This is a genomic window from Virgibacillus sp. M23 (assembly GCF_034190895.1).
GTDB classification, from domain to species: domain Bacteria; phylum Bacillota; class Bacilli; order Bacillales; family Amphibacillaceae; genus Virgibacillus; species Virgibacillus salarius.
This window is the reverse complement of the sequence record NZ_JAWDHA010000002.1, coordinates 35,380-60,800: the sequence shown is the minus strand read 5'-3', so window position 1 is coordinate 60,800 and position 25,421 is coordinate 35,380. Positions and strand designations below refer to the sequence as shown.

Annotated in this window: 23 protein-coding genes and 1 pseudogene; 6 read left to right on the top strand and 18 right to left on the bottom strand. The window is 36.9% G+C overall.

What is annotated here, in order from left to right; all coding sequences use genetic code 11:
• Positions 1-2: 2 nt before the first annotated feature.
• From RVS70_RS01205 to RVS70_RS01180, 6 genes and pseudogenes are all read right to left on the bottom strand, one after another.
• Positions 3-1,259 (bottom strand): annotated as a pseudogene (locus tag RVS70_RS01205) (exo-beta-N-acetylmuramidase NamZ domain-containing protein); the annotation flags it as partial.
• Between the two features lie 140 nt (positions 1,260-1,399).
• Entirely contained in the window at positions 1,400-2,893 is a 1,494-nt protein-coding gene (locus RVS70_RS01200; RefSeq protein WP_166530183.1) for a serine hydrolase domain-containing protein, read from the bottom strand.
• Between the two features lie 182 nt (positions 2,894-3,075).
• Complete coding sequence (locus RVS70_RS01195) at positions 3,076-3,663, bottom strand: CalY family protein (protein ID WP_321132410.1); 588 nt, start codon at positions 3,661-3,663, stop codon at positions 3,076-3,078.
• Complete coding sequence (gene sipW / locus RVS70_RS01190) at positions 3,660-4,265, bottom strand: signal peptidase I SipW (protein WP_321132409.1); 606 nt, start codon at positions 4,263-4,265, stop codon at positions 3,660-3,662. Before sipW ends, RVS70_RS01195 begins: the two co-directional genes overlap by 4 nt.
• Positions 4,231-4,743: a SipW-dependent-type signal peptide-containing protein gene (locus tag RVS70_RS01185; RefSeq protein WP_321132408.1), complete on the bottom strand. Its 513-nt coding sequence runs from the start codon at positions 4,741-4,743 to the stop codon at positions 4,231-4,233. The genes sipW and RVS70_RS01185 overlap by 35 nt, the downstream gene beginning before the upstream one ends.
• Positions 4,744-4,771: 28 nt before the next feature.
• On the bottom strand, positions 4,772-6,799 hold the full coding sequence (locus tag RVS70_RS01180) for a glycoside hydrolase family 3 protein (RefSeq protein ID WP_321132407.1): 2,028 nt from the start codon (positions 6,797-6,799) through the stop codon (positions 4,772-4,774).
• 454 nt (positions 6,800-7,253) lie between these two features.
• Here RVS70_RS01180 and RVS70_RS01175 point away from each other — a divergent pair, with 454 nt between their 5' ends.
• A complete protein-coding gene (locus RVS70_RS01175) occupies positions 7,254-8,312 on the top strand; it encodes a dipeptidase (RefSeq protein ID WP_121605703.1) in 1,059 nt (352 codons plus the stop codon).
• A 232-nt stretch (positions 8,313-8,544) separates the two neighbouring features.
• On the opposite strand, the gene RVS70_RS01170 is transcribed toward RVS70_RS01175, so the two are convergent.
• The 4 genes from RVS70_RS01170 to RVS70_RS01155 all read right to left on the bottom strand — a co-directional run bounded on the left by RVS70_RS01170 (position 8,545) and on the right by RVS70_RS01155 (position 13,164).
• Positions 8,545-9,387, bottom strand: coding sequence for a carbohydrate ABC transporter permease (locus tag RVS70_RS01170; protein WP_121605704.1), 843 nt, complete (start codon positions 9,385-9,387; stop codon positions 8,545-8,547).
• A gap of 30 nt (positions 9,388-9,417) precedes the next feature.
• Positions 9,418-10,311 carry a carbohydrate ABC transporter permease gene (locus RVS70_RS01165; protein ID WP_121605705.1) on the bottom strand — a complete coding sequence of 298 codons (894 nt, stop codon included), beginning with the start codon at positions 10,309-10,311 and terminating at the stop codon, positions 9,418-9,420.
• A 172-nt stretch (positions 10,312-10,483) separates the two neighbouring features.
• Positions 10,484-11,842: an ABC transporter substrate-binding protein gene (locus RVS70_RS01160; RefSeq protein ID WP_205388829.1), complete on the bottom strand. Its 1,359-nt coding sequence runs from the start codon at positions 11,840-11,842 to the stop codon at positions 10,484-10,486.
• A 365-nt stretch (positions 11,843-12,207) separates the two neighbouring features.
• The gene (locus tag RVS70_RS01155; protein ID WP_026680690.1) at positions 12,208-13,164 is read right to left on the bottom strand and encodes a GNAT family N-acetyltransferase; all 957 of its coding nucleotides are present in this window, start codon (positions 13,162-13,164) and stop codon (positions 12,208-12,210) included.
• A gap of 585 nt (positions 13,165-13,749) precedes the next feature.
• Between RVS70_RS01155 and RVS70_RS01150 the strand changes: the two genes are divergently transcribed.
• Entirely contained in the window at positions 13,750-14,070 is a 321-nt protein-coding gene (locus tag RVS70_RS01150; RefSeq protein ID WP_281948792.1) for a transposase, read from the top strand.
• Between the two features lie 89 nt (positions 14,071-14,159).
• Here RVS70_RS01150 and RVS70_RS01145 read toward each other — a convergent pair whose 3' ends face one another.
• The 5 genes from RVS70_RS01145 to RVS70_RS01125 all read right to left on the bottom strand — a co-directional run bounded on the left by RVS70_RS01145 (position 14,160) and on the right by RVS70_RS01125 (position 18,489).
• Positions 14,160-15,059: a MurR/RpiR family transcriptional regulator gene (locus RVS70_RS01145; protein ID WP_321132406.1), complete on the bottom strand. Its 900-nt coding sequence runs from the start codon at positions 15,057-15,059 to the stop codon at positions 14,160-14,162.
• 13 nt (positions 15,060-15,072) lie between these two features.
• A complete protein-coding gene (locus tag RVS70_RS01140) occupies positions 15,073-16,041 on the bottom strand; it encodes an N-acetylglucosamine kinase (protein WP_321132405.1) in 969 nt (322 codons plus the stop codon).
• Positions 16,042-16,060: 19 nt separating this feature from the next.
• Positions 16,061-16,918, bottom strand: a complete 858-nt coding sequence (gene murQ, locus RVS70_RS01135; RefSeq protein WP_205388832.1) for an N-acetylmuramic acid 6-phosphate etherase — start codon at positions 16,916-16,918, stop codon at positions 16,061-16,063.
• Between the two features lie 147 nt (positions 16,919-17,065).
• Positions 17,066-18,157 carry a DUF871 domain-containing protein gene (locus RVS70_RS01130; protein ID WP_321132404.1) on the bottom strand — a complete coding sequence of 364 codons (1,092 nt, stop codon included), beginning with the start codon at positions 18,155-18,157 and terminating at the stop codon, positions 17,066-17,068.
• 17 nt (positions 18,158-18,174) lie between these two features.
• Positions 18,175-18,489, bottom strand: a complete 315-nt coding sequence (locus tag RVS70_RS01125; protein ID WP_026681994.1) for a PTS lactose/cellobiose transporter subunit IIA — start codon at positions 18,487-18,489, stop codon at positions 18,175-18,177.
• 216 nt (positions 18,490-18,705) lie between these two features.
• On the opposite strand from RVS70_RS01125, the gene RVS70_RS01120 reads away from it, so the two are divergent.
• Genes RVS70_RS01120 through RVS70_RS01105 form a run of 4 tightly spaced genes read left to right on the top strand, consistent with a single transcriptional unit; the run spans position 18,706 to position 21,978 of the window.
• A complete protein-coding gene (locus tag RVS70_RS01120; RefSeq protein WP_321132403.1) occupies positions 18,706-19,011 on the top strand; it encodes a PTS sugar transporter subunit IIB in 306 nt (101 codons plus the stop codon).
• 21 nt (positions 19,012-19,032) lie between these two features.
• Entirely contained in the window at positions 19,033-20,328 is a 1,296-nt protein-coding gene (locus RVS70_RS01115; RefSeq protein WP_026681996.1) for a PTS sugar transporter subunit IIC, read from the top strand.
• 29 nt (positions 20,329-20,357) lie between these two features.
• Complete coding sequence (locus RVS70_RS01110) at positions 20,358-20,669, top strand: hypothetical protein (RefSeq protein ID WP_228089181.1); 312 nt, start codon at positions 20,358-20,360, stop codon at positions 20,667-20,669.
• A complete protein-coding gene (locus RVS70_RS01105) occupies positions 20,659-21,978 on the top strand; it encodes a 6-phospho-beta-glucosidase (RefSeq protein WP_228089180.1) in 1,320 nt (439 codons plus the stop codon). Before RVS70_RS01110 ends, RVS70_RS01105 begins: the two co-directional genes overlap by 11 nt.
• A gap of 60 nt (positions 21,979-22,038) precedes the next feature.
• Here the strand turns inward: RVS70_RS01105 and RVS70_RS01100 are convergent, their stop codons facing one another.
• From RVS70_RS01100 to RVS70_RS01090, 3 genes are all read right to left on the bottom strand, one after another.
• Entirely contained in the window at positions 22,039-23,055 is a 1,017-nt protein-coding gene (locus RVS70_RS01100; RefSeq protein WP_121605714.1) for a LacI family DNA-binding transcriptional regulator, read from the bottom strand.
• Positions 23,056-23,178: 123 nt separating this feature from the next.
• Positions 23,179-24,021, bottom strand: a complete 843-nt coding sequence (locus RVS70_RS01095; protein WP_026680395.1) for a sugar ABC transporter permease — start codon at positions 24,019-24,021, stop codon at positions 23,179-23,181.
• A 5-nt stretch (positions 24,022-24,026) separates the two neighbouring features.
• On the bottom strand, positions 24,027-25,322 hold the full coding sequence (locus RVS70_RS01090) for a carbohydrate ABC transporter permease (RefSeq protein WP_121605715.1): 1,296 nt from the start codon (positions 25,320-25,322) through the stop codon (positions 24,027-24,029).
• Between the last annotated feature and the right edge of the window lie 99 nt (positions 25,323-25,421).

Here is a 25,421-nt window from a genome sequence, read left to right as displayed (position 1 = left end):
TTGTAAAGTAAATAATTTCTTCGCGTTTGCTTAAATCTCTCTAACTCCTGATTCCAAGTTATCACCATTTCTTCAACTGCGTCACCATTTTCAATTGCTTCACGGACCCACCCATTACCAATTAGGTTATCAAAGAAAGATATACCGGAGCTATTTTCGGCCCGAAATGCAAATTCATCCGGATACATGTCATGAATTGCTTTTACAATATGCAGCCCAGTAATTACTGGCTGATATGCTTCTTTATCGATAACATGAATTTGAACACCGTGAGTAAGTGTTCCGCTATGCTTTGAAAACATCGGGGTAAACGAAGCTGCTCGGAATAACACACCTGGTACTTCCAATTCATTCAAAGCCTGTGCAAATTCAGTACTGTTTATAAAAGGCGCTCCTATTAATTCGAATGGCTTTGTCGTACCACGTCCTTCTGATACATTAGTTCCTTCAATTAAAGCTGCTCCCGGATATACAAGAGCAGTATCAAACGTCGGCATATTAGGTGACGGCATCACAAACTCTAAATTTGTATCATTATAATACATACCGCGCTCCCAGCCATTCATTTCCACAACCTTTAGATCGGCACCAATAGCAAATTCCTCATTAAATAAATTTGCCAACTCTCCTACAGTTAATCCATGACGTAATGGAATTGGATAGTTTCCTACAAATGAAGCATAGTCCGGATCAAGAACGGGCCCTCCTACGTCATACCCTCCCAATGGATTAGGGCGATCCAAAACAATAAATTCTTTTCCATTCTCTTGCGCTGCTTCCATCGCATAAGCCATAGTATAAATATACGTGTAGAAACGCGCTCCTACATCTTGAATATCAAATAGCAGGACATCCACATTTTCTAGCATTTCTGGAGTTGGCTTTCTTGTCTCTCCATATAAGCTATAAACTGGCAAGCCCGTTTGTTCGTCAATATAATACTCTACATATTCTCCTGCTTGTGCATCGCCACGAACGCCGTGCTCTGGGCCATAAAGTGCTGTTAGATTTACAGCAGGATCATTGTGTAACCGATCAACAATACTATTTAACGCTTGATCCACTCCCGTAGGATTGGTAATTAAACCAACACGCTTCCCCTCTATTAATTCTTTTTGTTCATCTAATAAAACTTCGACACCCAGTTTTAATTCATCTTGCGTATTTTCAAGTCTTCCATTCGTACTATCTGCCAAAACCATGGATAGTGTATAACATATAAATGCTAGACTTAAAACTATTACAACTACCTTTTTCATCATTCACCCCTCCTGGAATTCTCCAACTTCAATATGGATATGAAGCAAAAAAGACAGCTAATCCCACCTTATTACTTGTGAGTCATAGCTGTCTTTCACTTCACATATAGAAAATGATTCTCTTAGGAACTTACTTTTCACTACTCTTTCAATCTCCACTTATTAACTAAATATGCAGAATCATTTATCAAAGTAGTGTAAGCATCCTCAGAAATCAATTGATTTTGCTTTTGGTAGTCTAATAGATCTTGAAATCCTTGTAGATGCTTCATTACTTTTTCAGTATCTTTTATTTCTTCATATCTACTAATCGCAGTTAGGTGAAGTTTAACCATATAGGCAGCTCGCTCGCTAGTAAAGGCGCCTTTTCTTGCTAATATCTCTACTTGCGCTTTCATACTTTCTGCACTCCAAGCATGTATCGCTGCGGCAGTAAGCTCAGAAACCTTGCGGCGAATCGGATTTGTAGATACGGTTTCACGAGTTGGATGTACCCGATTGGTTAATAGTATAGCGATTGTTTCTTGATTTGGGCTTGCTACAATCGAAGTCCCCGTATAACCTGTATGCCCCATCGTATTTTCTTCTGCTAAGTTATCCATATACCAGCTCTGATTCAATTCCCAACCTAATCCTTGATCTTGCCCTGGAAATGCGTCATTCCAATTCGTATTCATTAATTCTACAGCTTGTTCTGACAGTACTCTTTCTCCACTATATACTCCCTTGTTCAACATCATTTGTGCAAATGTCGCTAGATCAGCTGCTGTGCTAAAGATACCAGCTTGTCCAGCTACACCATCAAGTGACCAAGCATTCTCATCATGAACACTTCCCCATACCAATCCTCGATTTGTCCACGGCTGATATTCAGTAGCAGCAATACGCTCTCGTAGTGTAGACGATGGGTTATACATGGTGTCTTCCATTCCTAAGGGGTCTGTGATGTGATCAGCTACAAAATGATCTTGTCTCGTTCCACTTAACCGTTCGATCAATATACCTAATGTAAGGTAATTAACATCACTATATACATATTCTGTATTTGGAGGATTCTGCAATGATTCATTCAAAACGAAGTCTAACCGGCCATCCCTCCCCCCTTCTATTAAATAAAGAGATCTTGAAGGACTCGGCGCAAACCCTGAAGTATGTGTGAGCAACTGACGAATAGTAACCGATTCTTTTCCATTTACAGCAAACTCAGGTATATAATCAGCTACAGGATCATCCAAATCAAACATACCTTGATCCCATAATTGCATGACTGCTGTTGCAGTGAATAATTTTGAAATGGAAGCCATATCAACTATCGTATCTTTTTGCATTTCAATAGGCTGCTCCATCTCTGTAAAATCTGCATCTGTATATCGTGCTGCATATCCGTACGCTTCGTGTTTTACAATTTTCCCTTTTCTAGCAACAAATACAACTGCTCCAGGCATTACCTGTTCAGCGATAGCTTGATCAATAGCATAATCGATATCTTGTAATGGGTTATCAATCATATCGACACTGGCCGGTTCGCCAGGTACTAATTCCTGATCAGAGGCTTGTCCAACCTCAAGGTTAGTGAATATGATAGATATGGCAAATATTAAAATAAGCAAGAATGATTTACCTTGTCTTCTCATACCGGTCATCCCCCCTCAAATAAAGTGAAACTTCATTCAATAGGAGTTTTCTTCCATCTCCTACTGAAGATTAGTTAAACAAATCGGGCATCTAAGTACCTTTTCACCCACTTTGACTATTTTTCACTAACTCTGGCACTTAAAGTGGGAGTCCTACGGCACTCTACATGCGGGATAAACAGTTATTTTTCTTCACCTGTTTCTTGGGTTGCTGTAAATGTCCATTCTAAATGAAGAGAATCACCCTGAAATTGATTCTGATCCTCACCATTATCTACGAAATTAAACTTCACTACTAAATCATCAATGGAATCAACTGGCAATCCTTGCTCTCCAAGTAATGGATCAAACACATGTTCATTCACTGCCTCGGGGGTCATCTGTCGTAATTCAGCTAACGTAGTTTGGTAGATTACTTCATCTAATTTATCTGCGTTATAGAGGAATTCAACCTCAATATGCTCCCCAAAGTCGGCGGTATTATCACCATTAGCATCTTCTACGATATAATCTGTATCAAGTAATACTTTATCAATATCGAGTGTTCCATTATTTTGTAGTTCAAAATCTCGTACCATCGAATCTCCAGGTTTAATATTCTCTACTTGAATAATTTCTGTAGGTTCGGCAGCTAAATCTAACGTACCAGCAGCAAATGTATTGTTCGTTGTTTCGCTATCACTGAAATAAGCAAATGTACCACCACTTATTAATGATATTCCTAATGCAGCTGAAACCATTCCCATACCTAATTGCTTTTTGATATTCATTGAAAATCCTCCCCTTTTTTATTAAAATGGGTCTTTTTCCCAGTCTTCATATCTTTTTCATCCATTACTTCTTTCACCTGTCTGAGCGTACGACGAATAATAATATAGGAGTAAGTTAGGAGTAAAAATCCTGGCAAAATAAGGAGCAAGGCTGCTCCTTCACGAGAACTAGCAAAATTTATCACGTACCCTACATACGGAATAGTGAATCCTGTATAATATCCAATGATATTCTCTGAAAGTACTGGATTTAGATCGTGTCCGTCATTCGCATCACCTTTTGTAATATATTGTTCTCCATCATTTAATACTTCGGTAATTCGGTGCGTGACAATCATGTCATCTTTCGTATTAAATGTGATAACATCATCTCTATGGAACCTTGTCATATCCCCGCCAGTTTTAATGGAGATTATTGAGCCTGTATCGATTTTAGGTTCCATTGATCCAGATAAAACTGTTTTCAGTTGATATCCAAATAGATTTCCTTCATTTCCTGTCACCTTAGAAATGAACACAAGAAATAGCATACATAGTAGAAATATGAATAGTAAGCTCGTTAACCCACTACTGATTTTCTTTAGTAGCGCTTTGTTCTTCATTGGCAGAATCACTCCGTTCAGACACTTCTCCGTTAACCTCTTTTTCTGCTTTATTTCTCTGTTTTTCTTGTTCTGGTTTACTAGAGGATTCCTCTTTATTAACAGCATTATCTTCATCACTAGGCTGTTTCTTTTCAGTTTCTCTTTCTGTAGCTTCTTCTACATCAGCTTCTGCTGATCCCTGCTCCGAAGCTTCCTTGTTATCTAATTTATCTTCTTCCTTATTAGGCTGATTTTTTACAGATTCTTTCTGTGTCTGATCAGTATTCTCAGGATCATCTTCATTTGATTTAGGCTTCTTATCTTCCTTATAGGCTACAATTGTACCGCTAACCTTGGATGAATCTGAAAATGAAGCAGTAGTAGGTGAAGAAATCTGGCATATAATCATAAAGAGAATGTACATACTCGCTAAAGTACGCACAAGAACATGTTGTACCCATCGTTTATGATTTCTTTTCTGTTTTGTCCATAACAACGTACAATACCCCCGATAATTGCAATTATTATTGTGATTGCCAATGCTCTATTAAAAGAATTGCCTGCGTATCCAGATAACTAAATGCTTTTTCTGATATAGCATCATTTTCAAGCTGATGCTCTAATAATCTTTGGAAACTATCCATATGCTTAATTACTTTATCTGATAATCCAGTTTGCTCATATCGACTAACTGCCGTTAAATGCATCGTTAGTTTTCGTTCACCGTTTATTATTTCACCTTGATTAACTAATTCAGCAACAAGCTCCTTCATTCCATCTGCACTAAGCTCTGTTTCAATATAATCTAGACTATGACCAATATCGTACAGCTCTGGAATGGTAACTGGTAATCTACCGAATGGATTTTGTTTACCAGTTAAAACATCTGCTACTGCATTCATGGAAACCTCTAAATAACTATAGGTACTTAAATACCCATCCACCTCAGGAAAAACCATGATATCATAAGGATTTCGATGGGCAGATACAATGATTTGCTTGCCTGATGCCTGTAATGCTGAAACCAATTCTTGCTGACTTTCATTCGTATTAGCTGTATAAGAAGTTACTATTACCTTATCTACAGTATTAGCATGTGCAACTGCCTCTTCTATTTGTTGGTCTGTAGGAGATGTGCTTGTAGGATAACTACTCGTATTGATCCCTTTTTCCTGTAAAAGATTTGATATCATAACAGGCTTCGCTACTGATGGACCTGTCACTAGCACTTTTTCCGTTTCTTCAAGCGGTAGCACGTTATTATCATTTTTAACAAGCGTTACACTTCTATCAGCAATTTCCTGTGCTGTTTGTAAATGCTCAGCTACTCCAATATTTTGAATAGCCTCTGAGTCTGTATACGGATCTTCAAACAAGCCATTGTCCATTTTTGCATGTAGAATACGATATAAAGACGCTTCCAGTCTTTCTTCACTAACCTCTCCAGATTGAACAGCTTCAAGCATACTATTAAATGCAAGCTCAACATTTGGCGGATTTAATAAAATATCAGCTCCTGCCTTAAAGGCCTCCACCGGTACTCGTTCAGGTGGTACGACGTTTGCTCCCGACATTCCTAGACTATCCGTAATAATTAATCCGTCAAACCCCATTTCTTCTCGAAGTAAATCGGTTAAAATTGGTTCCGATAATGTAGCTGGTAATCCCGAATCATCAAGGGCCGGTACTACGATATGCCCAGTCATAATCGATTCAATTCCGGCATCAATGGCTTCTTTAAATGGCTTTAAATCTACTTCATGCAGTGTTTCCAGATCGTGATCGATAATTGGCAATCCATAATGAGAGTCTACTGCTGTATCACCATGACCAGGAAAGTGCTTGGCTGTAGATATTACATTTTCCTTTTTATAAGCTTTTACTTGAGCTACACCAAGGTTAGATACAAGGTTTGGATCCTCCCCGAATGAGCGAATACCGATAACTGGATTTTCTGGATTCATATTAACATCTACCGTTGGTGCAAAATTCATGTTAATTCCAAGGCTGTTCAGTTCTTCTCCGATAATACTGCCACTACGCGTGCCATAATCCTCCGACCTTGTAGCTCCAAGCGCCATATTCCCTGGAAATATAGTACCCGGACTTGTTACTCTTTGGACAATTCCCCCCTCTTGATCTGTGGAAATAAATAATGGGATGGAAGAATCTTGATCCATCGCAATTTCCTGTAATCCGTTTGATAATCCATTTACTTGTGCAGCATCAAGCGGCATGCCAATATTTCCTGTCCAGTTGAAATAGATGATTCCACCGACATGGTAATTTTCAATAACTTCCTGAAAGTTTTTTCCGCCACGATGATTACGCAAATTAATGTCTTCATAATCTGGATCAGTAGGAGTTTGTCCATAAACATGCACAACAAAGAGCTGACCTATTTTCTCCTCAAGTGTCATCCCCTCGATGATTTCTCTAATTTCATCATTGCTTGCATCTTTTTTATTTTCTTGGTTTGCAAAGCTAGATAACGGAAACATAATGAAGAACAGGACTACCGAGATGATGGATATCAATCGGTAATGTTTCAATGATATTTCCTCCCTTTAGAAAATTAGCTTACGTGGGAACCCAACATTCTTGTGCAAATTCAAAGAGGATTAATGTCGAATTGAATCAACTTGCCAACATGAATCTCACACTCAAATCTACTAAAAAAATAACACCTACCTTCCCTCAAGATATTCAGGTCATAGATGTTAATCCTTCGTATGTATGTAGTTATTTTGACAATAGCAAAGAAATATGGAAATATCTACTACTATTTATCAAATAAATCTAACTTTTCAAAAAATGATTAGAATGAACTACCTATGATTCACCATTTAATAGGAGAATAGTATATGCTTCAGTTACAAGCATTAAAAAAGAACTATATTACTATGGAACTTTTACTAGCCAATACCGCTAATTTTAGAACCTACTATTTTTTTAAATGGCATGCTAAACTAAGGATTAAGCTTAAACGGATAAGGAGATGTTTCCATGAATGACTTTCCTATATTTGATGGACATAACGATACGTTGTTAAGACTTTTGCACGATCCAGAAGATATGGAGGGCTTATTTTTTTCTGAAACCGCTAAAGGACATATTGACTTGCCTCGTGCGCGAAGGGGAAATTTTTGTGGGGGATTCTTTGCTGCTTTCACTCCCAATTCGGACTATGATGCAGAACCGGAAAAATATTTAACAAAAAACGGCTACGATATCCCGTTACCTCCACCAATTAATCAAATGTCAGCGTTAAATTACACAAATACGCTTGCTGCAAACTTATTTAAACTTGAATCTGTATCGAATGGCACATTAAAAGTAGTTAAAAATGCCGCAGAATTAGAACATTGTTTAAACAGCAATGTAATTGCTGCTATCTTTCATATGGAAGGCGCTGAAGCAATAGATGAAGAATTTAATGCCCTCCATATCCTTTATCAAGCTGGATTACGTTCTCTGGGAATAGTTTGGAGCCGCCCAAACAAGTATGGACATGGAGTCCCTTTCCGCTATCCAGCTACACCCGATATAGGTGATGGGCTTACAAAAGCAGGGAAAAACCTGGTTCGCGAGTGTAACGAATTGGGAATAATGATCGACACGACGCATTTAAACGAAAGAGGTTTTTGGGATGTGGCAAATCTAAGCGATGCACCTATTGTTGCCACACACTCTAATGTTCACGCAATCTGTCCAATTTCGAGAAATCTTACTGATAAACAGCTACAAGCGATAAAAGAGAGTAATGGTGTTGTTGGAATTAATTATGCTGTTAATATGATTCGAGCGGATGGACAATTTGGTACAGCTATTTCTCTTGATGAAATCGTTCACCATATCGCATATATTGCGGAACAATTTGGCATAGAGCATGTGGCCCTAGGCTCAGACTTTGATGGTACAACCGTTCCGGACAGTATGAAAGACGTTACTGGATTACCTAACCTGATGAATAAGCTACGACTACATGGTTTCTCTGATAAAGAGCTACAAAAAATTGCCCATGGCAATTGGATCCGCGTTTTAAAAAATACATGGAAGGACTAAGAACAAAAGCGCAAACGCTCGATTAGAAACGTAACGACTGGAGCGAGTCAACGGAGATAAAGAAATCACTATAAGCTTGCGAGCCGATGATGTCTTAGATTAGGGCGATTCGTGAAGTCGCTCTCGGCTCAACATGCCCCTACTTATCCGCATGGGCTACATTTATAATTTCCTTTAATTTCCTAGACTATTAGAAAAAGGTGAGTGGAAACTTGTCATCCACCACCTTTTTTTATCCCTTTATTGCCCCTTCTGTCATCCCCTTAGCAATTCGTTGCTGGAAAATAGCGTATAAAATAATAACAGGAACAATAGCAATTACTAGGCTGGCAAATAACGTTCCCCATGCATTTGTATACTGCGCCTCACTACTTATATAATCAATTGCTAAAGCAAGTGTATAGTTCTCGCTACTTTGTAGAAATATTAAAGCCATAAAATATTCATTCCAAAATTGAATAGCATTCATTATGGTGACGGTGATAATACCTGACAGACTTAACGGTGTAATGATCTTCCACAGAACACGATATGGCGACATTCCATCCATAGCTGCTGATTCTTCTAATGATTTGGGGATTGTACTAATAAAGCTTGTTAATACAAAAATAGAAAATGGTAGTTGACTTACAGCATATACAATTGCCAATCCGAAAATATTATCCAACAGGTTCAATTTCATTAAAAGGAAGAATAACGGAATCCAGCCTAACACCATTGGAATCATCATCGCTGATACATATAAGGTAAATAGTAGTTTACTTCCACGAAAATGGATTCGTTCGATAGCATATGCTGTTGGAATAGAGAGAATTAAGGTCAAACATGCACCGACTAAGGTTACAACCAAGCTATTAAATACACTAATATCAATATTGTAATTGGACCATGCTGTTACAAAATTTTGGATATTAAATGAATCCGGTATCCCCCATGGATTACGATAAATTTCTGCATTTGACTTAAAGGATCCAAGAAACATCCAAAAGATAGGGTATAATACAGCTATTGTCCAAAGGATTAATGGTATTCGAATCCCTGTCCTTCCAAGAATTTGTCCAACACTTCGCTTCAACGGTAGCTCCTCCTTTCATACACAATCGAATTAATATTCCACTTTTTCTCTACGCATAAAGAACTGTAATATTAGTACCGTAAGTAGCGAAAGAATCAATATCATAACTCCAATGGTAGCCCCATAGCCAAAATTATACTGCACAAATGCTTGTTGATACAGATATGACCCCATTACATGTGTAGCATTGTTTGGTCCACCACCAGTCATGACCTGTACGATAATGAAAGATCCGTTCAGTGTAGTAATTACAATATAGAGGACAGAAATTTTAATTTGTGGCCACACTAGCGGAAGGGTTACTTTCCAAAATTGCTGCCATTGACTTGCACCGTCGATCTCCGCTGCTTCATAATAGCTTTTGGACACATTCGCTATTCCTCCCATCAACATCAATAAAAATAAACCAATACCTGCCCAGATGGATGGAAGAACAAGACTTGGTAGTGCCCAATTCTCATCGCCAAGCCATGGCTTGGCAAAGCTTTCTAAGCCTAAAAACTCCAACCCAGAATTAATAAGTCCTAAATTGGGGTTATATATAAACGTCCATAGGATGCCAATAACTACTACAGACATGATATTCGGAAAAAAGAAAACAATTCGATAAAATGGTGCTTCTTTGATTTTTAACTGTGTTAATGCCACTGCAAAAAACATAGCAAGAATCATGATACCAATCACCTTTGTAGCAACGAGAAAATAATCATGAATGATCGTATCCGGGATAATAGCATCCTTCAACAAGCTGATGTAATTCGCTAAACCGACAAACTCTTTATGTTGCGAGGCACCTGACCAATCGAAGAAGGAATAATAAAGACCGCTAAACAATGGATAAAGTGTAAAAATCGCGAACATGATAAATGTCGGCACTAAACAAAATGCTAGAAACAGATATTTCTGTTTTTTTGACTGTACCATCAAATCACTCTTTCTATTGAACTATAAGAAATGAATATCTGTAACCTAAATAAAGGACTAAGCACGACATCATTCTTCCTAGGCTTTGCTTAAACATCATCCATACTGACTTGCGGATAATAATCCCCGTCAGCAGTGAAACAAAGCTGACGGGCATCACTTACATTGTCATTTAATTACTATTACGGTAATTTTCAGCTGCTTTTTCGGCTTCTTTCACGAATTCCTCTGCCGTCATATTCCCAAGCATTAATGACATCAGCGCATTTCCGATTGGCGTTTCCAAATCGGCGCTCATTGGATGAGGTTTTTCATAGATTTGTACTTGTTCTGGATCGTTTATCATGGCATTAGCCTCTGTCAAATAGCTAGGTATCTTATCATTCGCAGTTAAATCTACCCCTGTTAGATTCATAATTGCCCCCGTATGTTCGGAGAAGGACATAGCATACTCTCTAGTGAAGGCAAATTCAACAAAAGCCTTTGCCGCCTTTGGATTTTCAGCATTTTCTGCAATTGCCAATGGACGTAAGTCAGGTACAATAGCAAATGGCTCACCTACATCCTGCATTGGAGAAGGTATAAATCCAAAGTCAAATCCTTTTGGAATATCATTAGCCATTTCATTCGGTAACCAGAAACCTACTGGAATAAAGGCGTTTTTATGCAAAAGAAAATTCATTTGTGACTGCGTATGATTTAATGCACCAAGACCCGAATCAAACATTCCTTCTTGTTGCATTTTCTCTACCTTTTTCATCGTTTCTAAAACGATATCACTCGTCCATGCCCCTTCTTTTCCAGTAATTAAATCCGCTAATAATTCATCACCTCCAGCTGCTCCAAATGCTGGATATAGCATTCCTCGAAGGAAATAATAGGGATGCTGACCTGACGTTACAAACGGATCAATTCCTTCTCCCTTTTTAATTTCAGCCATAGCATTCATAAAGCTATCAAAATCTGTAGGAACTTCATACCCCTTCTCTTCAAATAAGGCTCGATCATACCAGGTTCCCCACGTATCAAAAACTAAAGGCAACGAATAAATCTCTCCATCGAATTTACCAGGATCTACAATAAAGCTCTCTACTAATTTATCACCATTTTCTAGTTCAATTCCTTCTACCCAATCTGTTAAATTCATTAATTGTCCATCTTCTACCATTTGCGTTTCGCTAGAACCCGCTCCATCAATATATACAACATCTGGTGGATCATTCGATACCCAACGTGATCGCATTTCTTCATTAATATTAGGTCCTGCATGCTCAATGATAGTAACATCCGGGTATTCTTTCTGAAAATCAGCAATAACTTCTTTCCACCATGAATCCCCGTATCCCCCAACAAAATATTGTATTTCCAAATCACCTGCTATTTCGCCTTCCACCTCCTTTGCACCTTCACTTGAATCATTTCCAGTACCTTCTTCCGAAGCGTCATCCTCTGAAGAACACCCTACGGTTAAAGTCACTAGAAATATAGCTAAAAACAGCAATATCCAGCGGAATTTTAGTATTCCCTTCAACTGTATACTCCCCCTTTTTCACTTAATTTTTATATGAATTCACACTAATAGGATATCTATTAATGGGAATCAACCATTTTCCAGCATTTACTAATAGTGTTAACAAAGCGCTTTTTATTTATTGTATGTAAAGAACAAGCTTTAATTCCTATACCTTGCTATTTATCTAGTTATTTTTTCGTGATGAGGAAAATAACTAAGCAATGCCTTTAAATACTAGAATTTGGCTTTTTCTAAGAAACCAAAATAACATGTAATATATTACTAATATTTTACAGAATATAGTTATTTGTGCTAATCCTTCATAGAACATATAAAATGCCCTCTTACAAAAGCAAGAGAGCCCACTGATTTTTTAATATTTTCTATTTTACTAAATCCTTAACATAGTACCAATAGCTTTTCCAAACACCGTAATCTAATTGCTTGTAGAAGTTCACTAGTCCGGTCCAATCAATTACAATTCGGTTAATACCACGTTCTCTTAAATAATGAATTCCAGCTTGAACTACCATTTTACCATAACCATTTCCTCGTTCCTGCTCATCTACCCCGAGCGGACCTATACCACCTAACGCTTCGTTAAATAATGGGCTCCAATAAACGTTTTGTGCTATTATCGGTGAGCTTGCATCATTGATTCTGCAAAAACCAATAATATGCTGATTTTTTTTCAATACGACAAACTCTCTGCCAGTTCCACCGTGCTTAAAATATTGAATGGCTTCATATTCCCATCTTCCTGGAAAACATCGATTTAAGAAAGTCAGTAACGAACTCTTTTCTTCTTTCTTTAATAAAGATAATTCAACACCAGGCTTGTTTGGTTTGGGGTAACTTAACGCCGTATAACTACTTAGTAAATCAAACGCTTTACCATTTGCTTGATATCCTTGATGCTCAAACCACGCTGATGTTTGTGGAAGTACACTAGGTATCCCCGGAAAATAATGCCACACATCTTGTCCAAGAATAATTCTAGTTACTCCACTTTGTTTAAATGTATTTTCTGTATGAGCTAGCAATGCTTTACCTACACCTTGATGACGATAATTATGATGAACAAGTAGCACTTGAATCCAACCAGTATTAGCGGGTAACCCTACTTCAATTTCATCCTGCCATTTTTTAGCAACAATGAAACCAATAGTTTTATTCTCAGCATTAACCGCAATTTGTGATGCTTCATAACATACATTCGTATCTGCAAAACTATTTTGTCCAAATAATTCCTCTCTCATTGGAAAATATTGACCGATTTCTTTATTCCATAACTGTACCAATTCACTTATTCTATCCTTACTCCACGATATTAGTTTCATTACTCCTCCCCTTTACGGACATATTTTAGTGAAAAATCAAAAAAATCACACTTTTACTAGATTATAGTGTAGAACTATTTCATTGTAAATTTTAAATAAAGTGAAGCTTCCATCCGTGAGGGAGATGTTTATCGCTCGCGGATTGTTAGTACCACAAGGGTTTGACCTAAAGGCCCTTAAACCAATCGGACATTTACTGGCAGTTGATCTCTCCTTTTATCCATATTGCTTTCACTTTATTGCTTGAAGCGGGGACGCTAACTGCCAGTTATATGTAGGATAAAAGGAGGCTAGGACAAAACACAACTTCTTTACTCAACATACGAATAATCATGTTATCAATAGGAGGATCATCGCCGCACCGTGAAAATATACGCGCTTTCCACGGGCACGGCCTCAGCTAACTTGGTAAAGAAAAACACGTTACCACGTGGATCTTCGGACTCGTGCTGTTCGCGCCGGAGTCTCGCTTATTTCAGATGCTAAATGAATGATTCTAATCAAAAAACGAGCGATAATTAATTTCAAATACGATACCGCCCCCCTGAAGTTAGAGTAAAAAGTCTAACTTCAGGGGGTGTTTTTGTGGCTAAATATAGTGAAGAATTTAAAGTGAAGGTTGTCACCGAGAATATAGATGGAAATCTTTCATATCGTTCCTTAGCCAAAAAATATCATATGGGTAGCTTTACACCAATATATGAATGGGTGAAAAACTATGAACGTCACGGTATGGAGGGACTAGAACGAAGAAATACAAAGAAGCAGTTTCTGTATAAGAAGTACCTGTCTTTAACAGACAAGGTAAAGGAAGGCCTGGAATTAAAACAAAAGGGGGTAAAGGAAAAATTGGCTGGGCTGAGTCCAGTTGAGTACCGAACGCAATCCAGCCAATCAGCTGCATAGTATAAACTCTAACTTTTGGGGGTAACCACCTAACCACCTAATTATCGTTCGTTTTTGATTGTTTCTTCATTCTATTGTCTCAGCCTCTTTCATCCTTTATCTCGTTTTATTTTTATCTTTCGCTTCGTATCAAATTGTTGTTTAAAACTGCTTAATGCTTCTCTTGTTGAATCTAATCTTTCTACCGTTTTGTCATATTCTTCAGAAGCATAGCACATGAACAGCACATCAATTAAATGCAACTGAGCAATTCTAGAAGCTGTTGCACCACTTCTAAATGTTGCTTCTTTTGCAGCAGAAATATAAAGGTTTGTATCGGCAATACTAGCAACTGATGAGTTACCATATTTTGTAATGCTAATCGTATTACAATTATTATTATTGGCCATCTCTAGTAATTTTGTAACCTCAAAGGTATCACCTGAGAAGGAAATACCAATTACAACATCTTCCGATCCTTTATTAGCAATTGCAGTAGCCGCCATGTGTAGATCAGAAAATGAATGCACCTGCTTATTAACTCTGAGAAACTTCTGTTCTGCATCCTTCGCTGCAATATATGATGCTCCAAATCCTACAAATAAAATAGATCTTGCTCTAATTAATAATTGAACGGCTTCTTTTATCTGATCCATATTTAAAATGTCCACCGTGTCCTTTAATGTCTGTATCGTATTAGTGTTTACTTTCTCTATGATCTTTGCGTATTCCTCGTTGGGCTCGATATCTCGATAGCCTCCTGATTCATTCACTCTTAAATCTCCTGCAACACGTAGTTTTAATTCTTGAAAACCATTAAAACCAAGCGATTTGCATAGACGAATTACCGCAGCACTACTCGTTTCACTCTTTTCGCCTAACTGTAAAGCTGTAAGTAGTATAGAATCTTCCGGATGTAATAATATATAATTTGCTATTTTCTGTTCTGATGGAGGCAAACTGTTTATCATATCATTTAAGATAACCAATCCACCCTTCATTTGTGACATCTAATATCGCCCCCTACTTTAGATTTCGCATATTTGTAATCATCGTTGGAGTTATATTTTCCCCAAGGCTCAAATAACATCCTATCAAGGAACCCTGAGCTGGTAATAAAGTTGGTTGAACAATAGTTATATTATGTTCACCATTCATAATTCCTTCCTTCACTAGCGGTGGTAATATAGCATCATCCTGAAAGATTCCACCACATAAAACCGCTTTCACATATCGATTATCAGGAAAAAGCTTCTCATGAAGCGTTAGAATACTTAGCACTATCTCCTTTGCCGCATTTTCTATTATTTCTTTTGCAGGAATATCACCTGCCTTATATGCATTAAACACAAGTTTTGCCATACTTGCAATTATTTTCTTTGATTCAGCAGAAAAATAGATTTGATCGATAACCTCTCGAACATGTTTCGCATTAAAATAGTCATAAATCATTTCCAAGAGAATTGTTTCATGACTTCTTCCATCAAAAAACCTCAATGCGGCAGATATTCCATTTTTCCCAATATCATAGCCACTACCTTCATCTCCCAGTAAATGTCCCCAGCCACCTACTCGATCTTGCTTATGCTGATGATTTATTCCATAAGATACTGAACCAGTTCCGGAAATATGAACAATTCCTGGTTTCCCGAAAGTTCCAGAATACAATGCATTTAATGCATCCACTTCTACTTGTAGCCTACAATTATTTGGTATATAGAGAGAAATCAATTTATGTAATTGCTGCTGGGAATTCTTGCTTCCGGCACCAGCTATCCCAGCATACACCCCAGATACCTTATTAAACTCTTCTGGATATTCCCTTTTAAGATGAGCGAAAATAGATTTAAATGTATGCTCCAATGCTTCGGGTGAAACTGCATTGGGATTAGACGGTCCAGTAATATATTGAGTAATTGTATTACCATGCGAATCGGCCAAAATAGCATGTGTTTTTGTTCCGCCACCATCTATACCGATAACATTAACCAACTGTCCCACCTCACTCGCTTTATTGCTCATTTAATATAGCCATTGCTCTTCTTAAATTATTACTCGCGGCTTCAAGAATTTCAAAAGCCTTATTTGGCTCAATTTGAAATTTACTTACTAGAGTAGCTGCTTTTAAATTATTATTGCACTTCACTAATGCTGTTTTTGCTGTTTTTTCGTCTACATCTGCAATATCTTGGATGATAGATATTGTTCGATTTCTTAATTTTTCATTAGATGCTTGTACATCAACCATATAATTTTGATAAACTTTTCCTGATTTTATCATGGAGATCGTTGAAATCATATTTAAAACTAATTTTTGTGCAGTACCAGCTTTCAAACGGGTTGAACCTTGTACTATCTCCTCTCCAACGATTAATTCTATGGGAAAATCAACCAATTGGCTAATTGTAGAATTATCGGAACAAACCACTCCAGCTGTAGGAACATCCATTTTTTTCGCTTGCTTTATTCCCCCAATGACATAAGGTGTCTGTCCACTAGCTGCAACTGCTATTAATAGGTCACCCTCTGTCAATGTTTGACCGGCATCCTTTGCGCCACTTTCTTGACTATCTTCTGCATTCTCTACCGCATTCCTAATCGCTGTATCTCCACCAGCAATTAACCCTGTAAACAGATTTGGACTTACACCAAAAGTAGGTGGACATTCAGATGCATCAAGTACCCCTAATCTACCGCTAGTTCCAGACCCCATATAAACAACCTTGCCACCATTTTGTATGGTTTCTACTACTTTTGTAATTACTGGTTCAATTTGTGGAAATGCCTTTTCAACAGTATAAGGAACTGTTTTATCTTCTTGATTCATATAAGTCATAATCTTACTAATAGACATTTCATCTAAATTCATCTTCTTAACCTCTCCCCCAATTATTATCTAGCAAATGTGGTACTATATTAACTTTATAGAATTTATTCAAGTTTTATGCACTTATTTTTACTATTCACGTATTGCTAACTCATGTAATTGTCATTACAAATTTTATATTTATTAATTCTATTTTCTGTTTTCCTTAAAGCCAAATTTGTCCCATGGTTGAAGGTAATCAATTAGAAATTGTTCCTCTTCACGAATTTTACCAACTACATTTGTTTTACCAGAGTTTTCCATATCCTTTAATGCGATTTGTAATTCTCCAGCATATTGTTTATACAGATCATTTTCTATAATAATATCGCCACGTTTAATATCTCTTGTATGATGAACAGGGAATGATTCTCCTTTGAATTTAACTCTACTTTGTGTGGAGCGAATCATGTATTCGGACACATCACCACGATAAAAATGTGGCTCCGTAAACAAGATTTGGCGTTCAAGCTCCGTTGTACTTTGTTCAACGTCAACTGTAAACACTAATTTTTCTTTATCGATACTACTTAATTGTTTCAATTCCGCTTCAGATGCATACGCATTACTTATGATGACGTCATCAATTAAATTAGTAGCATATAGATGTTTTGCTTGTACATCTATCGGTAGCGTCCGATGCATTTCTAATGTTGGAAGTCCTTCCATTATTGGCCATGGGCCAAAACTAGCAGCTTGCGAAGATACAAATGCTGCCGTTCTCAGACCATACTGTTTAAACTTCTTACTACACTTCAAAAAGAAATCGTAGGAAAGACCTGAATACCTATGCGGGTAAAAATTATGACATCCTATTAATCGCTTCTGATTCGGACGATAACTCATAATATTATCTAGATAATTAGTAGCGTTACTCATATTTATTTCTATATTTAAATGAAATGGGTTGAATGTCATTAGTGCCTCTTCATTTCCAGTAAATCCTAAATCTAATCGAATGCCATCAACTCCAAGCTCATGGAAAAAAGATAGTTCATGGTAGGAAATATTTAGTTCCGAAAAAACTCGCGGATTAATATCACAAATAACTTCCATCCCTAGTTTTTTTGCAAATTGAATCGTCTCTTTAAAGTTAGCAATAATTTCCTCGGAATTTCCCTCCATTGAAAGTAAACAAGTAAATATACGATCGAACCCATATTGATTTGCTAATTTAATATATTGCTTATCTTCCTCTACTTGAGAATGATTGGGATAGATGGAAATACCTAACTTACTCATAACGTCACCTCATTCTATTATTTTGATTCTAGTTTATAAATACGCTTTAACATTTTAATCATTTGTTCGATTAATGATATTTCACTAATAGATGTCATTAAATGATCCTGTGCGTGAACCATTAATAATGACATAGTTACAGATTTCCCATTAATTTCATCCTGAATTAGACGGGTTTGTGTATTATGTGCTTTGGTAAGAGCATCGTTAGCTTCTTTTATTTTCTGTTCGGCCTCATCAAATTTATTATCATGAGCAAGCTCTAAAGCTTCATAAGCAATTGATTTTGCATCGCCACCATGTGAAATTATTGAAAAGATCTCTGTTTCCATATTCAATTTTATTCCTCCTTGAAAAGTCTTCTATATACTAAGATAACATAAAATGAAATAAAATTTTAAAGTTTTATATTAATATTGAATTTATTTTTTAATTACTATATAATGTGGTCAAGTGAAAACCTTTTCAACATTTTTCGTCAAATAACTACAATTTGACAAAACAAATCTCACAATCTACAAAATGAAAAACTTAAGGAGGTGAAGAGTTTGAAGGTACTGTTTGTATGCTCAGGTGGAATGTCAAGTGCAATTGTTGTCAATGCCTTAAAGAACGAGGCAAAGAAGCATGGACAAGAGATGGAAGTACATGCTATTGGCACAAACGAAGTTGAGGAAGAACTTAAAAAAGGATGGGACGTCTGCATGGTTGCCCCACAAATTAAACACCGTTTTAATCAAGTAAAAAAACATGCAGATGAGCACAATGTTCCTTGTGGACCAATTCCTCCACAAGCTTATACTCCATTAGGAGGACCTTTATTATTTAAAACATTAAACGAACTAAAAAAGTAACTATACAAGGGGGGAGCTATGTTGAGTAAGTTTGTAGATTTTATGGAAAATAAACTTTCTGCACCAATGGCTCGTTTATCTGAGCAGAGACATTTACTCGCTATTCGCGATGGTGTAATTTCTTCACTGCCATTTATTATTGTTGGTTCTTTCTTTTTAATTTTTGCATTCCCACCACTTCCAGAGAGTTGGGCAATCACTAAGTGGGCAACCGAACACGCAGCAGAAATCCTAATACCTTACCGAATGACGATGTTCATCATGTCATTATACATAGCATTTGGTATTGGTTATAATCTTGCCAAATCTTATAAGGTTGACCCATTATCTGGAGCACAAATTGCAGTAGCTGCTTTATTATTAACTATTACACCTTCCGTTGTTGACGAATTAGGATTTGTGTTACCAATGCAGTACTTGGGAGGACATGGTTTATTTGTAACGATTATTGTTTCCATTATCTCTGTAGAAATATTTAGAGTCTGTAAACAGAAAAATGTTACGATTCGATTACCTGAACAAGTACCATCTTCTGTATCACGATCCTTTGAGGCGCTAATTCCCGTAGCAATTGTAATTATTCTAATGTCAATCATTACGGTAGTTATGGGAGTGAATTTACATCACTTAGTGGACAAGCTAGCAGCTCCGCTTGTAACAGCTGGAGATAGTTTAGTTGGTGTATTAGTACCGGTGTTTTTAATAACATTCTTTTGGTCCTTTGGTATTCATGGTGTTTCTGTTGTAGGTTCTGTTGCAAGACCTCTATGGGAGGTTTATCTAGTCAATAATTCGGAGGCTGTTGCTGATGGTGCAGAGACGATTCCGCATATCGCCCCAGAAACATTTTTCCAATGGTTTATTTGGATAGGTGGATCTGGGGCGACATTAGGGTTAGTACTAGTCATGTTATTCTTTGCGAAATCAAAATATATGAAGAGTCTAGGAAGAACGACTATTACCCCGAGTGTATTTAATATCAATGAGCCCGTTATATTTGGTGCACCAATTGTACTAAACCCATTGCTAATAATACCATTTATTATCACACCACTGGTTACTGCAACACTTTCTTATATTGTAACGTCCATTGGATTAGTAACACCGACTCATATCATGCCACCATGGACACTGCCAGCTCCAATTGGTGCCTATTTGTCAACCGGCGGGGACTGGAAAGCTGTCGTTTTAGTCTTTGTTAATATTGCTATTTCAGCTTTAATTTATTTACCCTTCTTTAAAATGTATGATAAGAAAATGTTGGCACTGGAGCATGGAGATAGCGAGACACATACTGAAGAAAAGGGAATCTCTTGATTCCCCTTTTCTATTAGGAGGTTACTTGTATGATAAATTCCAATAGAATTGTTCCAAGAATTAGCTTCAAAGGTGTTTTTATATTTATGCTTTTCCTACTTATCGGACTGCTCGTTTTACCTACACCTTTCATGCAGCTTGGGCTATCAAAGCTCGTTAGTTACTTTATTGCCTGTGCTGTCTCATCGTCCATTGGTAGTATTCTCGTATTAACAAAGATAGATGCAACATCTACAGATAAGCCATTATTTAAAAAGAGAGTAATTCTATCAATTATTGTTGGTCTCGTTTCTAGTGGTTTAATAATATTTGTTTTCGGAGGAGATATATTTGGATACTAAAGGATTGAAGCTGGTAACCATTGGCGGCGGGTCGAGCTATACGCCTGAATTTGTCGAAGGTTTAATTAATCGCTATAAGGAATTACCTGTTAGCGAACTATGGCTAGTAGATATAGAAGCTGGGAAAGAAAAACTTGAAATTGTTGGAAATTTAGCTAAACGTATGGTTGCAAAGGCTAATATTCCCATGAAAATCCATTTAACGTTAGATAGGATAGAAGCATTGAAGAATGCGGACTTTGTAACTACCCAAATTCGTGTAGGTCAACTTGATGCTAGAATAAATGATGAAAGAATTCCAATAAAACACGGTATGATCGGACAAGAAACCAACGGAGCTGGGGGGCTATTTAAGGCTTTAAGAACGGTACCGGTACTAATGGATATTGCGGCTGATATGCAGGAACTATGTCCAGACGCTTGGTTAATTAATTTTACTAATCCAGCTGGAATTGTTACGGAAGCATTATTAAAACATAGCAGCCATCGTAAAGTTGTTGGCGTATGTAATGTACCTATTAATATGAAAATAACCATTGCCAAGCTGTTAGATGTACCAGTTGACGACATTCACATTACATTTGCTGGCCTAAATCATATGTCATACGGAATGGACGTACATGTGAATGGAAAATCGAGGTTGCAAGAAGTGATTGCATTACTAGCTAATCCAGAAAATCAATTATCGATGAAAAATATTACACCAATACCATGGGAAGAAGAATTTCTAAAAGGACTAGGAATGATCCCGTCCCCATATCACAGATATTATTATAAAACTGGAGAAATCCTAGAAAAAGAGTTAGAGGAATACCGTCAAGGCAAAACAAGAGCCGAGGTGGTAAAGGAGTTGGAAAATCAATTATTCGAACTATATAAAGATACAAGCCTAAATATCAAGCCACCACAGCTTGAACAACGAGGCGGTGCTTATTATAGTAATGTAGCATGCGACCTTATTTCCTCCATTCATAACGACAAAGGGGATATTCAAACCTTAAACGTTATAAACAATGGAGCCATTTCCAATCTACCTAATGATACGGTTGTTGAAGTCAATTGTGTCGTTACTAAGAATGGACCGATTCCGCTAACAGTAGGTGCACTGCCTCCTTCAATAAATGGACTTATTCAACAAATAAAGTCATTTGAGCTTGCTGCTATTGATGCTGCAATATCTGGCTCATCTCAAAAAGCATTGCTAGCGCTTTGTATAAATCCATTGGTTACGAGTGATCTAAAAGCTAAACAAATAATGGAAGAATTATTAGCAGCACATAAACATTATTTACCGCAATTTAATAATTAATCGTGAAAATAGAAACATGCTTGAAAAGAAACGTATATTTCGATTCAGGCATGTTTTCTTCTATATACTTCCTACAGAATCTCTATAAATAATCTGATGAGGAATTATTATTCTTTTTTCTGGTTCATCTTTTGACTTCGTTTTTTCGATTAGCGCTTTTGCAGACTGTGCACCTAGTTGATATATTTGAATATCGACAGTGGTTAACGCTGGGCTTGTCATTTCCGATAAATATACATTGTTAAAGCTTACTAATGAAATATCTCTTGGAACCTGCAGCCCTAGTTCTTCCAAAGTACTTAATACACCGAGACTCATTAAATCATCACTAACGACAATACCAGTCGGTCGTACCTCAAGTGATAATAACTTAGCAACGGCTTCTCTTCCACCAGATTTAAGAAATTCCGTATGGATTAAGTAATCCTTTCGAACAGCTAGGTTTGCTTCTAGTAACGCATTCCCATATCCAGCTTCTCGATCTCTCGTTACAAATAAATCTCTCGATCCACCGATAAATGCGATTCGCTCATGTCCTTCATTTATGAGATGTGCAGTAATTTCTTTTCCCGCTGTGAAATTATCATTATCTACATGCGTAATTTCATTAATATGCTCATATGGCTTTCCTACGATTACAAAGGGAAAGCGCTTTTCTCGTAAAAAACTCATAATTCGATCGTTTACACGCGAATATAGCAATATGATCCCGTCGACATAACTGCCATACACCATTCGTTCTACCTCAGCAAAATTTTCATCCTCTGTTTCACCGCTGGAAAGTGTCATTGAATATTGCATTTGATGAGTGATTGAACCAATTCCCCGAAGAACTTCCGGAAAAAAAGGATTCTGTAGTGCTTTATCAGCAGAGGAAGGCATGACTACCCCTATTGCTTTCGTAGACTTAGCAACCAAGTTGCGAGCATTAACATTAGGATGATAGCCTAATTCCTTCATCGCTTTTCTTACCTTCTTTTTTGTATCAGGACTAATTCGTGGATTATCAGCAATTACCCTAGAAACAGTCGAAGGTGATACACCTGTTACTTTAGCCACATCTTTAATTGTTACCACAGTATTCACACACCCTCTGTCTCCGTTTACTTTTAAAAATGCATTAATAGTAGCGTAGCTAGTTTATTTAACTTATTATAACAAACTAATTACATATTGTGGATGAAATTAAATTTCTTTAACCTACCCTTTGGTAGCCCCAGAGGTTAGTCCAGAAATTAAATATCGCTGTAAAAGTAAAAATACGAATGCAATTGGTACAGCTATCAGTATTGAACCAGCAGCAAAACGAGTGAAATTAGTGGAAAATTGATCATTAATAAAATTATATAAGCCTAAAGCTAATGTATACTTTTCTGGACTAGTTAATACGATACGTGGCAATAAAAAGTCCATAAAAGGTGCCATAAAGTTAAACAAAGCTACTACTGCAAGAATCGGCTTAGCTAATGGCAACATAACTGTCCAGAATATCCTTAAATGTCCTGCTCCATCTATTTTTGCAGCTTCATCCAACTCCTTAGGAATCGTATCAAAATAACCTTTTACTAACCACGCATTAAATGGTATTTGTCCTCCAAGATATATTAACATAAGCCCATATAACGAATCGGTCAAACCAATTGTGTTTAACAAAATATAAAGTGCTACCATCCCCATTAATGCAGGAAACATTTGTAAAAGCAAAAACATATATAACCCATATTTTCTTCCCAAAAATGTATATCGTGAAAATACATATGCTATTAACGAAGTAATAATGACCGAACCGACCGCATTAACTATCGCGACATATAGACTGTTTTTATACCAAATGATATAGTCACTATTCGGGTCAGTAAATAACCATTTATAATGTTCTAATGTTGGAGATTCAGGAAATAAATCCGTGACCAACATATTTGAGCCTGGGTTGAGACTCATCATTAATGCCCAAAATAAAGGATAACCAATAATTACGAACATCATAAGAAAAAATACATAAATGAGTGCTACCTCTACTTTCGATTTTTTCTTTGGTGACATAGCCATTAATAACGTCCCTCCTCTTTAAAGGATGCCGTTTTTCTAAACTGGAAAAACGCAAATGCAGAAATAATGATTCCCATTATAATTGTAATTGCAGCAGCCATATTGTAATTATTTGTTTCAAATGTAAGTTTATAGACCCAAGAAATCAGTATATCCGTCCCTCCTGCATTTTGACCACGAACAGCTGGATTCCCTTCATTGAATAAATAAATAATGTTAAAGTTATTAAAGTTTCCTGCATATTGCATGATTAATAACGGTGCTGTTGCGAATAGTACATGAGGCAATGTAATGTGACGAAACTTTTGCCACCGAGTTCCGCCATCTACGTCAGCCGCTTCATACATGTCTTGAGGCACGCTTTGAAGCACTCCTGTAAATAAAGCAAATACAAACGGAAAACCAAGCCAGGTTTGAATCATAATTAATGCTATCTTTGCCCAGAATGGATCCGAAAGCCAAGGAATCATGATTTCAAATTGACTTAAGATATCTCGATTAATGGCACCAAAAGTCGGGTTAAATAAGGCAGAAAAAATTAGAATCGATACAAATGCTGGTACTGCCCACGGTAGAATTAAAATCGTTCGAATCGTTCGCTTATATTTAATTCGCTTGTCATTAACGAGTAATGCTAAAAACAATCCTAAAATAATTTGGAAAGTTGTAGCCACTACTGTCCAAACTACTGTCCAAGTGAATACACTTAAGAATGTATCTTTCCAAATACCTACATTAGCTAAATCCACAAAATTATCAAAGCCAATCCAGCTTAATAAGTGTCGTGGTGGAGCATTGTATTGATTATAATCAGTAAATGCTAATGCCAACATAAACAATAACGGTACTACCACGATAAATAAAAGCAATAGTAAACCAGGAAGAATCATAAAGTATGGGAAGCCATTGTTATAAAAGGCTGCTACGCCTTGAATTAAAGTCGGATTTGGTCTATTATTCTCCCTAGCTATTGCATCTGATCTAGCATCTTTCAAATTGAAAGCATAGATAGCAATTCCAAATCCTAAAATAATTAGTGAAATTAACCCTTGTATTAGTAGTTGAATAGAATGATGATCTCGAGGAATTGTTCCCAAAGTGAATAATCCCCATATTCCAATATCAATATAATGCCATGTTGTAACCAAGAATGATACCGTCACAATCAAAAAGATAATACTTTTCAGAAAACGACGATTATATAATTGCCCTAATCCTGGAATAATGGATAAAATCGTAGCAATATTACGAGGTTTTTTTATCCAGGTACCGCTACTACTATCATTTGTTGCCATTCCAGTCTCCTCCTATATTTCACAAATCACTTGGTAACTCTAAAAATCTTGAGGCTGGGACAAAAGTGTTTTGACCCAATAAAAAAAATGATGGTTCGT